Here is an 11,616-nt window from a genome sequence, read left to right as displayed (position 1 = left end):
GAATGATGATCGCGGATATGCGGGTCATGGGCGGCGTTATAAGGACGGGCCGGCGGATGGTAAAGTGGCCGCGACATCGCGTGCCCTTGCCCCTTGCTGCGGTGGCGGTCAAGGATCGGCGCGCCGAAGGAGAGACCATGACCGCCCTGCCCCCGCGCTTTGCCGTGACACCGGAAGAGATCGACCGCGTCGTCGCGGAGTTCTATGCCGCGATCCGCAGCCATCCCGGCCTCGGCCCGGTCTTCGCCGCGCATGTCACCGACTGGCCCGCGCACGAGGAAAAGATCGCGCGGTTCTGGCGCAATGCGATCCTTTACGAGCGGAGCTACGACGGCAATCCGATGGCGGTGCACCAGGCCGCCGGAAATGTCCGGCCGGGGATGTTCGACATCTGGCTGGGGCTTTTCGATTCGGTGCTGAGGCGCACCCTCGCGCCCGAAACGGCGGCGGCGTGGTCGGCCCTCGCCCACCGTATCGGGCGCGGCCTGCGCTACGGGCTGGTCGAGACGGCGACGCTCCCCGGCGGCGTGCCGAAACTGCGCTAGGGGTTCGGCCCGGGCGTCGTCTGCCGGTCCGCCGCCCAGCGGTTGAGCCAGGCGAGCCCGGCGAGCGAGAGGCCGAGGGCGAGGAAGGAAAAGACCCGCGTGAGCCCGGTCAAACCGGAGATGTCGATCAGGAAGACCTTGGCGATGGTCAAGGCGATGACCGCCATCGCCGCTCGCCGCAGGGGCCGCGACCGCCGCGCAATCGCCTGGTAGAGGAGCGCGGCGCCGACCGCCATCAGGGCGAGCGTGTAGCTGTAAAGCTCGGGCTGGGTCACGCCGGGCACCGAAAGGTCATCGCCCCGCCAGAGCCGCCGGATCTCCAGCCCCGCGTAAAGCGCCATGAGCGCCACGCCGATGGCCATCAGACCGCGCCGGAGCCAGCGGTTCAGGTGCCCAAGCCGCGCGGCCCCCGCCAGAAGCAGGAGCGCCGGCAAGGCGTAGGCGACCAGAAGCGTGTCAAGGACCGGCGGCCCCCAGACCAGCGCCTCGTCGCCGTACATCAGCCCGAAAAGCGGGTTCGCCGGCCCGACCGCCAGCGCGATCCCTCCGAACCCGACAACGGCCGCCACGGCGGCAATGCCCCAGCGCAGCCAGCGCATCGCGCCGCCGAGTTGCAGCCGGTAAAGCTGCGTGAGCATCAGGATCAGCCAGGGCAGCGCGTTCAGCGTCAGCGCCCAGTGGGCGACGATCCAGTCTCCCTCCGTGTCCTTCGTCAGCCAGCGGCTGATCAAGACGTTGGCGAAGAGCGCCGCATAAGCCGCGAACGCGCTTTCGAGGAAGACCCTAGCCGCGCGCCGGTCGAGACCGCCGAGGAGCCAAAGCCCCGCCGCCATCGCCGCCGCCGCGCCGCCATAGGAGGCGACCGCCTCCCACAAAGCCGCGCGGTCGACAGCCCAGATGAGGCCCGGATCGACGACCAGCCGCCACGAAAGCGCGATGACGCCCGCCTGGATGAACCAGCCCATCTCGGGCAACCGGAACCTCCGGTCGAGCGCCGCCGCCACGACCACCAGCGCCGACAGCGCCACCGTCAGCGCGCCCTTCGTGGTGATCAGGAACAGCGCAAGCGCGATCAGCGACAGGGTCGAGAGCGTGGCATAGGCCGCACGCCGCTTGTCCTCGCCATCTGCCCTAGCGAAGGCGATCGCAAGCGCGGCCATGAGCGCGGCGAGCGCGATGACGTGGAGCGCCCAGCCATAGGCGCCAACCACGACGGCAGGGTTCCAGAACAATTCCAGCACCAAAGCCGCCAGGGGCGCGACCAGGGCCGCGCCGGCGGCCCAGAAGGGTTTCAGCCGCCCGGCGCCGCCACTCGCCCAGGCCGCGCCCAGCGACATCAGGACGGCAATCGCCATAATCAGCGTGACCGTCATTGGCGGCGCCGTCTCTGGCGCGCGGAGCGCGATGGACCCGGCGGCGAATTCCTGCGCGAGCGGGCCGTATTCCAGCCCCTCGATGCCGAGGCGCACGAGGAAAGCCGCCGCCGGCAGCGCGGTGAGATCGCTGAGCGCCCGCGCGCTCCCTGCCCAGATCGTCAGCGCCAGTGTCAGCGCGGCGAGGCAGAGATAGACCAAGAGGCTCTCCGCCCCGGTATCGGTTTCGAGAAAGAGCAGGAGAAGGCTGACCACCCCGACCGTTCCGGCGGCGAGGCCGGTCGGGAAGATCGGCCGCTCCCCCCGATTTCGCCGCAGCATCTCGACCGCCATTGCGCCCGCGTGGTCGGGGAGAAGCCCGCGCGCCGGTACGCACACGGCAAGGAACACGATCGCCGCCAGCATAAGCGCGAACCATCCCGCGCCATCGGCCCCGACAAATACCAGCCGCCCGCCCGCGATCCCGAGCGTGACCGCGAGGACCGAGACCCAGGCCCAGCGCCGGATCGTGTCGACGAAAAGGCCGATCCCCGCCACCACGGCAAAATAGGCGTAAAGCCAGTAAGGCGCCTCGCTTTCGCCGCCAACGATGAAGGGCGCGACAGAGGCGCCTATCAGCCCGACGGCGGCCAGGAACGGCCCGTAGAACCAGCCGAGTACGATGGCGAGCAGAGCCGTCGCGACCAGCCCGGCAAGGGCCGTCCCCGGGTCGATCAGCCCGTAAAGCTGACGCGCCGCGACGATCCCGCCGAAGATCGACACGAGCCCCGCACCCGAGAAGGTCGATGGCAGGTAGGCGGTCGGATCCCCTTCCCGGTCGCCCCAGCGGCGGCGGATCACCTCGCCCGCGCCGATGAGGAGCACGCCGAAGAGGATCGCCGCGCCAACCCGCGCCGCGGGCGACAGAAGGCCGGTCTCGATCCCGTATTGTACGAAGAAGATACCCGCGAGCGCCAGAGAGATGGCCGACACCGCGTAGACCCAGTTGGTCTTCAGCCACTCCCCAAGCGCCGAGACGCGCGCCGTCTGGCGCGTGGCGACCGGGCGGGACGGCTGTTCCGGCGACGGGCTCGACCACGGACCGGCGAGCGTGACGTCGTCCGGTTGGTTGGACTCGGGCAGGGTTGGCCGTTCCGGCTTGGATTCCTCTGCAGGCTCGGCCACGCGCGAGGGGAGATCCGGTACGACCTCTGGCAAGGACGAAGTGTCCACGGGTGTCGCGCTCGGCCTCGACTGGAGAGACCGAAGGACACTAGCCTGTGCCTTCACCTCGCGCTCCAGCGTCGAAACGCGCCGCTTCAGCCCCGAGACGGTCATGAGCGCCACAACCAGAAGAACCGGGATCGCCAGCACCGCCAGCGCGGCGATCACTCCGAGCAGTTCCCAACCGTCCATCACATCCGTCCCCCGCCCTCCGGTATGCCTCCGGTGGCTTTGGCGCCCATTCTTAGCGCAGTGGCGCCCGACGGGAAGTCAGGATTTCCCTTCGTCCTCCTCCGCTTTGCCCGACCCGAAGAGCCCCGCCAGCGCCCGGCTGACGAGGTTCGTGACCTTCGGGCGCGGAAGTGCGGCGAACGGCAATGGCCGGCAGACCTCGATCGCGGCGACACCGACGCGGGCCGTGAGCGCCCCGTTGACTACACCTTCGCCGAAGCGGCGCGAGAGCTTCGACAAGAGGCCGCCGCCGGCGACCGACTGGATCAGGTCGTCGCCGACCGCGACCGCGCCCGTCGCGACGAGATGGGTCAGAACGGTGCGCAAAAGCCGCCAGCTTCCGAACGCGCCGGCGCGGCCACCATAGATCTCGGCGATCCGCCGGATCATCCGCAGGTTCGACACCAGCGCGGCGGCGACGTCGGCCAGCGCCAGTGGCACGATGGCGGTGACCGTCGCCACCTGCCGCGCCGCCGCCTCGATCTCACGCCGCGCCGCCCGGTCGAGGGGCCCAAGCAACTCAGCCTCGGCGAGATGCAGCAAGGCATCGGCGTCGAAGACATCGCCGCGCCGTTCCGCCAGCCGCGATCGGCCCCAGGCGGTATCCTCCCGCCCGGCGTAAAGGCCAATGAGCCGGTCCACCACGCGCCCCGCCGCCGTCATGTCGCCCGTGCCCACGGCCGCAAGAGCCGCCTTGTGGACCCGGTCGAGCCGCGCGAGGCGCGCGTAAGCCGTCCATTCGCGCAAGGCGACCAAGAGGGCCGCGAGGACGAAAAGGCCGACGAGAAAAGCCGCCGTCCAGCCAAGAACCGGGTTCGCCGCCAGCAGCCCTTCCACGAACCGCCAGGCCGCGACCGAGACGACAAACCCCACGAGCGCCGAGGCGCTGGCCCAGAAGAACCGGCCGAGCCGGGAGCGGGGCCGCGCGGCCAGTACCGCGACCGTCTGCATCGCCCGGCCCTCCGGCAGGGGTGTCAGGTCCGGCACCGGCGGCGCCCGGTCCGGGCCTTCCGGCAACGGCGCCTCCCTCTCGATCAGCACGGGGCCCTTGGGGTTTGCCATCACATCCTCACAACCTGTCGCCGATCAGGAACTCCGCCGCCCGGTCGAGCCGGATATGCGGCGGCCCCTCGCCGGGTTTGAGCTTCAGCCGCGCCGGCGCGAACGTCATCACCTCGTAGTCGGCATCGAGCCAGGCCGCCGCCCCCTTCCGCGCCGGTGCCAGAAGGGCGGCGGGGTTTTCCGGCAATTCGCCGGGATAGAACGTGGCCTCCCGCCCGGTCGCCAGCAGCCGTCCCCGCACGCAGTCGAGCTCCCGCCCCTCGTGGCTCACGGTCTCCTCCACCGTCGCCCTGAGGGCTGCGATCGACATCGCCGCGGTGTCGGCGCCGGCGAAATCTGCCCGATCCTTCGCCTCGCGCATCAAGGCCGCCATGATCGCGGTCAGCTTCGTGTGCTGCGCATGGTGGAGGTGATCGGCCTTCGTCGCGGCGAAGAGGATGCGCTCCACCCGTCGAAGGCCGAGAAGCCCGGCGATCCAGCCGACGCGGCCCGGCCGGAACGCCTCCAGGATTCCCGCCATCGCCACACGCATGTCCTCGACCGCCTTCGGCCCCGAATGGATGGCGCCCAGCGCATCGACCAGCACGACCTGCCGGTCGATGCGGGAGAAGTGATCGCGGAAGAAGGGTTTGACGACTTTCTGCTTGTAAGCCTCGAACCGCCGCTCCATCTCGCGCCAGAGCGATCCGCGCGGGGTCCGGACCGGCGGCGGCAGCGGCGCGAAGGTCAGAACGGGCGATCCGGCAAGGTCGCCCGGCAAGAGGAACCGGCCGGGCGTACAGTCGGAATAGCCGGCCGCGCGCGCCGCCTGAAGATAGTGCGCGAAGGCTTCCGCCAGCGCCTTGGCGCGCGGCTCGTCATGCGGCTCTGCGGCATCGACGCCACTGGCCCCCGCCAGGAACCCGGCCGCCTCCGCCCTGCCCGCGATCCGGCCCAGGACATCCGCCGCCCAGTCGCCATAACTCCGGCCCATCAGCGCAAGATCGAGAAGCCATTCGCCGGGATAGTCGACGATGTCGAGATGGAGGGTACGCGGACCACGGAATCCGCCGAGAATGCCGGCCTCCTTCAACCGGAACGACAGCCTTAGCTCGCTCACCGCGCGGGTGCTCTCGGGCCAGTGCGGCTCCGGCCCGGTCAGGGCGGCCAGATGCGCCTCGTAGTCGAAGCGCGGCACGGTATCGTCAGGCTGCGGCTGCAGGAACGCCGACAGGATCCGCCCCTCGGCGGCGGCACGAAGGCCCGGCATCCGTGCCCGGTCCATCAGGTTCGCGACCAGCGATGTGATGAAGACCGTCTTGCCCGCCCGGCTGAGCCCCGTCACCCCGAGCCGCACCACCGGATCGGAGAACGGCGCCGCGAGTCCCCCGGCCGCCCGTCCAAGCGTGTCTGCGATATCGGAAATGACCAAAGCTGCCCCTCGACTTTCGATCCAAGATAGGCGCGGGGTCCGGCGATGGGTAGGGGCGATTGCCAAGCGCCCGTCGCCGGGGGTATGGCAGGGCCATGCCCCGCTACGCGCTCAAGATCGACTATCACGGCGGCCCCTTCGCGGGCTGGCAGCGGCAATCCGGCCAGGCGTCGGTGCAGGAGGCGGTCGAAACCGCGCTCCGCCGACTCGAACCCGACGCGCCCGGTATCGCGGCGGCCGGGCGGACCGACGCGGGCGTTCATGCGATCGGCCAGGTCGCGCATTGCGACCTCGCGAAGGACTGGGACCCGTTCCGGCTGTCCGAGGCGCTGAACTTTCACCTGAAGCCCGCCCCCGTCGCGGTGCTGGCCGCGGCGCGGGTGCCGGACGATTTCCATGCCCGCTTCTCGGCGGTGGAACGACGCTACCTTTTTCGCCTGATAGCGCGGCGCGCGCCGCTCACCCATGATACCGGCCTCGCCTGGCGGGTACTTAACCCGCTCGACGCCGGGGCGATGCGCGAGGGTGCCGCACACCTCGTCGGATATCACGACTTCACCACCTTCCGCTCGACGCTCTGTCAGTCGAAAAGCCCGGTAAAGACCCTCGACGAGATCACGATCGAGGAACGCGAGATCCCCCACGGCCGCGAATACCGCTTCCACCTTCGCGCCCGCAGCTTCCTGCACAACCAGGTCCGCTCCATCGTCGGCACGCTCGAACGGGTCGGCGCCGGATCCTGGTCGCCCGACGACGTGAAAGCCGCGCTTGAGGCCCGCGACCGCGCCACCTGCGGCCCGGTCTGCCCGCCCGACGGCCTTTACCTCACGCAGGTCAGCTACCCCGAAGATCCGTTCGCCTGATCTTCTTCTTGGCGGCAAACACTCCGGGGGAGTCCCGGACCCTGTCCGGGACGGGGGCAGCGCCCCCTCACGCGTTCAGATCCTTGAGAAGCCGGCCGTGCTTGCGTACCTCCGACAACACGTCGCCGAACGTCACAAGGCCCTTGCCCTTCAGCATCGGCAAAAGCTTCAGGAACGCCTCCGCCGTCGCAATCGTGTCGCCGATGGCGGTGTGCCGCGCCTCTTCCGGGATGGTGATGCCGAGCCGATGGCTCAGCGCGTCGAGGCTGTGGCCCTCCGTCTGACCGTAGACCACCGCCGACAAAAGCACGGTGTCGAGGACCGGATGGTCGAAGGCCGCGCCGATCTCGGCCTCGCGGCGCTTGAGGAAGGTCATGTCGAAGGGCGCGTTATGGGCGATCAGCACCGCGCCCTCGGCGAACTTGTGGAAGCGCCGGACCGCCTCGATGACATCCGGCGCGTCGGCGACCATCGCATCCGAAATCCCGTGGACGGCGGTTGCCTTTGGGGGAATCCTGCGGCCGGGATTGACCAGCATGTCGAAAACCTCACCCGCCACGCGGCGCCCGTTGACCAGACGCAGGCCGGCGATCTGGCAGATCTCGTCGCCTTCGTCGGGAAGAAGACCTGTCGTCTCGCTGTCGAAGACGACGTAGGTGAGGTTCTCCAGCGACGTTTCCGACAGCGCCGCGGTGTGCGGCTTGAAGAGCAGGTCGAAGTCATAGGCCACTTGCCGCGTGATGGGCACGACATTGCGGGACGCGAGCCGCGCCTCGCGGACCGGCAGGCGGATCACGGCGCCGCCATTCACCTTCTCGGGCCAGCATTCGGTCGCGTGGCTGCCGAGAACCGCGCGTCCGGTCACCTCCGCCGCCGCGTCGATGGGCCCGGCCAGCCAGGCATCCAATATCCCGATCGCCAGCGGCTCGCCGTCCCAGCCAAGGCTGATCATCGCCCCCGCCCCGTCTTCGGCGATCTCGATTCTGAAGTCGCGCGCATGGCCCGCTGCCGCGAGCCGGGTGGCACAGCCCGCAAGCAGCGCCACGATCTCGAACCCGTCGCAGCGCAGGATGAGGTCGCCCGCCTCGGCGGAGAGGCCAAGCCCCGCCGCCTCGATCCGCGCCCGGAGCCCGTCGACGAGGTCTGCGGCGCGGGTTGTGGGCAAGGCGGTCCAGCCGCCGCGCGCCGCATCGTAGCGCTCGCCCAGTTCGTTCACGGTCCGCGCCAGAGATCCGACCTCTTCCAGAAGCGCCGCGTCCAGCGCCTCTCCGCCGCCATCCTCGGCCAAGACGCCGATCACGGTCTGCAGATTGGCCGCCGGCCGGCGGATGCGGTCGAAGATTTCCTCAAGAAGCCGGTCGCGCCCGGCATGGGCGGCAAGATCGGCGGTCACGTCGCGCAAGGTCAGCACGTAGCCCGGCCGCTCCGCCCCGGCATCGAGAAGCCGCATCCGCCCCGACAACACCTGCGCCCCGTCCCGCGTGGCGACCATGAGGTCCGAGACCGCATCCGCATCGCCCGATGCGACGAGGCGGTCATAGGCGTGCGCCAGCGGCGCCTTGCGCAGGTAGTCGAAGACCTTGCGGTCGAGCCCCGGCGCAGCGCCCGCGCCGAGAAGATCGATGGCAGGGCCATTGTAGAACACCAGTTGATGCGCGCCGGAACACAGCAGGACCCCCGCCGGCACGTCCGACAATAGCGCCTCAAGCCGACCCTTCTCGCTTTTCAGCTGACCGGTCTCACGCTCCACCGCCGCCGCGAGCGCCGTTCGCGTCTCGGCGAGGGCCGCGGAAACCGCCGCCGTCGCCGGCCCCAGATCGCCGAGGTAGCGCGCCGGGCCGGGATCGAACGCGCCCGCGCGCTCGGCATGGGCCTGGGCGCGCAGCCCCGCCGCCAGCCGGTCCAGCGCGCGACCCACATTCTCGTCGAAGAGAAACCAGACCCAGGTGATCACGCCAAGCAGGGCAAACCCCGCGATTGCGCCGACAAGGACAAAATCCGTCAGCGCCTCCGGCAGTCCCAGCCGATGGTAGCCGATCCAGAGCCCGCCCGTCAGCGCCACCAGCCCGCCCGCCGCGATGGCGGCGAAGAAGAGGAGCAGCCGCTGGCGCAGGCTCAGCCGATCAAGCATCGCCTCCCGCCCCCGGTTCGAGGAGCCGCCGCACCTCTTCGCGAAGCTCTTTCAGTTCGAAGGGCTTGGCGATGAACCCGTCGGCGCCAAGCGCCATGCCCTTCCGGCGCTCCATTGCCGATCCGCGCGCCGTCATCATCAGGATCTTCACGTCCTTCAGGCGCGGGTCCATCCGCACGTTCTGGCAAATCTCGTAGCCCGACACTTCGGGCAGCATGACGTCGAGCAGAACCAGGTTTGGCGCCGTATCCCGGATCTTCGGCAAAGCTTCCGCGCCGTTCGCCACCCTCTCGTGCTCGTACCCCTCCCGCGTCAGGACATAGTCGAGGGCCAGGGCGATATTGTCCTCGTCCTCGACGATCAGGACACGGTGCCTGCGCTTCGCCTCCTCCATCTCACCCTCCGTTACATGCCGCGCGTACCAATGCGTCTTCAGGATCATGGGGGCGCCATTCGGCCCCTTTCAGCGTTCCGTTCTCGGCCAGTTCCGCGCCTTCGAAGAGATCGGCGCGAAGGCCCTTCGCGCAATCGAAGGCGACCGGCAGCCGCTCCGACGCCGTCCAGCGGCGGATCACGACGGCGCTGGCCACGAACATGTCCGGCTGCGTCGTCGAATGGACCGCCTCGGTCTTGTCGACCGCGACGAAGCGCGTGACGAGCGGGAAGACATAGCTCCACGGCCGCCAGACGGCGCGGTCGGCCGGCGCGGTCGCGATGGTGACGGTCTCGGGCAGTTGCGCCCGGACGCGCGGATACCAGGTGTATTCGTTCCAGATCGTGAAACTCAGCATCGCCGCGCCCACGGCCGCCGGCAGCGCCCATTTCGGCAACCGTCGGCCGCTCAGGCGGTTCAGGATCAGGACGACCCCCGCCGCGCCGAACCCGGCGGCGATGGTGGAAATGAAGTCGATCAGCATGGCGCGTCCTTCATGAAAGCGCCCCCTTGCCGTGGCCAAGCGCGGATTGCATCGTGCGCACGACGACGAAGGCGTCGCGCAAATGGCTGCGTTCGAAATCCGAAAGGTCGGGCGGGGCGAGGTAATTGTCCGGCGCCGCCCCCACCCGGACCTGGCCCGCCTGATGTTCCAGCCGGGTATCCGCGATGAGGTCGTAGGCTTCCAGGAGGTCGCGCCCGCCCGCTGGCGACACGATGCCCGCCTCGGCAGCCGCCAGTAGCCGGGCGCGGGTATTGACCGGCGTCAGCCGGCCCTGAAGCGCATAGACCCGTGCCAGATCCGTGACCGGCACCACGCCCGAATGCTTCATGTCGATATGGTTGCGATGCTCGCCCGACCGGATCGTCGCGAAGCCCCGGATCATGCCGAGCGGCGGCGTATGTTTCAGCGAGTTGGCGATCATGTGGGCGACGAAGATCGAGTTCTTCGAGGCCGCTTCCAAGGTCTCGGCCTGCATCTCCGAGAAAAGTCCGGCACTGCCGCCGATGGGCCTGAGATCGAACATGACCGAGGCGAGCATCTGCGCCTCGGGGCTCGGCGTCGCGATCCAGCCGCGGAAATAGTCGCGCCACACCCGCACCGGCTGACACCAGCGCGGATTGGTCGCCATCATGTCGCCCGGACAATAGACGTAGCCGCATTCGTTGAGCCCGTCCGACACGATCTTCGCCAGGTGGATGAAATAGGCCATGTCATCGGCCGTCGTGCTGTTGTCCAGCATCAGGCAGTTGTCCTGATCGCTGACCCCGGTCTGTTCCTGCCGCCCCTGACTGCCGCAGGCGAGCCAGAGATAGGGGACCGGCGCGGGTCCGATCTCGGCCTCGGCGAGTGCCAGCAGGCGCCGGGTGACGGCGTCGGCGATGTCGGTGATCAGGCGCGTCGTCACCTCGTGGGCATGATGGCCGCCGACGAGTTGCAGAAGAAGCTGGGGGATGCGGCGCGTGACGGCCGCCATCTCGGCCACGGTCCGCGCTCCGGCAATGTCGCGGATGAGGGCCGCCGACGACAGGGCCTGAAACCGCGTGAGATCGGTCTGGGTCACCATGCCGACCAAACGCCCGTTCTCGGTGATCGGCATGTGGCCGATCTTCCGCTCCAGCATCAGGTGCAGGATGTCGGAACCGATCGCGTTCGGGGGCAGCGACACGGGATCGCCCGTCATCACCTCCGAGACGGCGACGGACGGATTGCGCCCTTCGGCCAGCACCCGGTTGGTCAGATCGCGCGTGGTGAGAACGCCCAGAAGCTTGCCCGCCCCGTCGATGACCCCGAGGCTTGAGACATGGGCGTCGCGCATCACCCGCGCCGCCTCCGCAACGGGGGTGCCGGGCGCACAGGTCACGGGCTTGCGCGCCATCAGTTCGGACACCTTGCGGGTGGTCAGATCGACCGCCCGTGCCTCCGCTCCGCGGGATCGGTTGAAATAGCGTTCGAAGGCCGGGTAGGTCGCGACGAGGTGCCGGAACTCCGCCTCTGGCAGCATCAGAAGCTCACTGTCCTCGGTCGTCCGCGCCGACGTGACCGCCAGTCCGCCGCGCATCAGCCCGCGCTCTCCAAAGGAATTGCGTGGCCCGAGCAACGAGACGAGCGCGCCATTGCGGTCGAGGATCTCGATCCCGCCCGTCTCGACCAGGAACAGCCCGGAGAGAGGCTCCCCGTAGGCGTAGATCTCCGCTCCGGTCGCCAGGTGTCTGCGGCCGAAGGAACCGGCGACCCGCGCCAGCTCGTCCTGCGGCAGTGTATCGTAGGGATGAACCGATTGCAGAAAGGACTGAACGGTCCGGATATCGTCGTTCACCTGATCCCCCCGAACCTAGAAGCGGCGCGCCCCGTCATGGGGC

General features: G+C 69.2%; 9 protein-coding genes. 2 read left to right on the top strand and 7 right to left on the bottom strand.

Annotation, left to right across the window (positions count from 1 at the left end):
• The first annotated feature begins 137 nt into the window (after positions 1-137).
• On the top strand, positions 138-545 hold the full coding sequence (locus V5734_RS06010) for a group III truncated hemoglobin (protein WP_347312597.1): 408 nt from the start codon (positions 138-140) through the stop codon (positions 543-545).
• Here the strand turns inward: V5734_RS06010 and V5734_RS06005 are convergent.
• From V5734_RS06005 to V5734_RS05995, 3 genes are all read right to left on the bottom strand, one after another.
• Positions 542-3,313 carry a DUF2339 domain-containing protein gene (locus V5734_RS06005; protein ID WP_347312596.1) on the bottom strand — a complete coding sequence of 924 codons (2,772 nt, stop codon included), beginning with the start codon at positions 3,311-3,313 and terminating at the stop codon, positions 542-544. The genes V5734_RS06010 and V5734_RS06005 overlap by 4 nt on opposite strands.
• 78 nt (positions 3,314-3,391) lie before the next feature.
• Complete coding sequence (locus tag V5734_RS06000) at positions 3,392-4,414, bottom strand: YcjF family protein (RefSeq protein ID WP_347312595.1); 1,023 nt, start codon at positions 4,412-4,414, stop codon at positions 3,392-3,394.
• Between the two features lie 7 nt (positions 4,415-4,421).
• A complete protein-coding gene (locus V5734_RS05995; RefSeq protein ID WP_432759667.1) occupies positions 4,422-5,825 on the bottom strand; it encodes a YcjX family protein in 1,404 nt (467 codons plus the stop codon).
• 95 nt (positions 5,826-5,920) lie between these two features.
• Here V5734_RS05995 and truA point away from each other — a divergent pair, with 95 nt between their 5' ends.
• Complete coding sequence (gene truA, locus V5734_RS05990) at positions 5,921-6,688, top strand: tRNA pseudouridine(38-40) synthase TruA (RefSeq protein ID WP_347312594.1); 768 nt, start codon at positions 5,921-5,923, stop codon at positions 6,686-6,688.
• A gap of 67 nt (positions 6,689-6,755) precedes the next feature.
• Here the strand turns inward: truA and V5734_RS05985 are convergent, their stop codons facing one another.
• Genes V5734_RS05985 through V5734_RS05970 form a run of 4 tightly spaced genes read right to left on the bottom strand, consistent with a single transcriptional unit; the run spans position 6,756 to position 11,573 of the window.
• On the bottom strand, positions 6,756-8,819 hold the full coding sequence (locus V5734_RS05985; RefSeq protein ID WP_347312593.1) for a 3'-5' exonuclease: 2,064 nt from the start codon (positions 8,817-8,819) through the stop codon (positions 6,756-6,758).
• Positions 8,812-9,213 carry a response regulator transcription factor gene (locus V5734_RS05980; protein WP_347312592.1) on the bottom strand — a complete coding sequence of 134 codons (402 nt, stop codon included), beginning with the start codon at positions 9,211-9,213 and terminating at the stop codon, positions 8,812-8,814. Before V5734_RS05980 ends, V5734_RS05985 begins: the two co-directional genes overlap by 8 nt.
• 1 nt (position 9,214) lies before the next feature.
• Positions 9,215-9,736, bottom strand: coding sequence for a hypothetical protein (locus tag V5734_RS05975; protein WP_347312591.1), 522 nt, complete (start codon positions 9,734-9,736; stop codon positions 9,215-9,217).
• A 10-nt stretch (positions 9,737-9,746) separates the two neighbouring features.
• Entirely contained in the window at positions 9,747-11,573 is a 1,827-nt protein-coding gene (locus tag V5734_RS05970) for a DUF294 nucleotidyltransferase-like domain-containing protein (RefSeq protein ID WP_347312590.1), read from the bottom strand.
• Between the last annotated feature and the right edge of the window lie 43 nt (positions 11,574-11,616).

The sequence above is a fragment of the Defluviimonas sp. SAOS-178_SWC genome, assembly GCF_039830135.1.
Taxonomy (GTDB): Bacteria; Pseudomonadota; Alphaproteobacteria; order Rhodobacterales; family Rhodobacteraceae; genus Albidovulum.
The sequence above is the reverse complement of the archived record's forward strand: the minus strand, read 5'-3'. Positions and strand labels throughout refer to the sequence as shown.

What these genes read in the sequence shown, in the direction of transcription:
- V5734_RS06005 (WP_347312596.1), bottom strand. Translation starts at nt 3,313, where the DNA reads ATGGACGGTTGGGAACTGCTCGGAGTGATCGCCGCGCTGGCGGTGCTG.
- truA (WP_347312594.1), top strand. Translation starts at nt 5,921, where the DNA reads ATGCCCCGCTACGCGCTCAAGATCGACTATCACGGCGGCCCCTTCGCG.
- V5734_RS06010 (WP_347312597.1), top strand. Translation starts at nt 138, where the DNA reads ATGACCGCCCTGCCCCCGCGCTTTGCCGTGACACCGGAAGAGATCGAC.
- V5734_RS06000 (WP_347312595.1), bottom strand. Translation starts at nt 4,414, where the DNA reads ATGGCAAACCCCAAGGGCCCCGTGCTGATCGAGAGGGAGGCGCCGTTG.
- V5734_RS05985 (WP_347312593.1), bottom strand. Translation starts at nt 8,819, where the DNA reads ATGCTTGATCGGCTGAGCCTGCGCCAGCGGCTGCTCCTCTTCTTCGCC.
- V5734_RS05975 (WP_347312591.1), bottom strand. Translation starts at nt 9,736, where the DNA reads ATGCTGATCGACTTCATTTCCACCATCGCCGCCGGGTTCGGCGCGGCG.
- V5734_RS05980 (WP_347312592.1), bottom strand. Translation starts at nt 9,213, where the DNA reads ATGGAGGAGGCGAAGCGCAGGCACCGTGTCCTGATCGTCGAGGACGAG.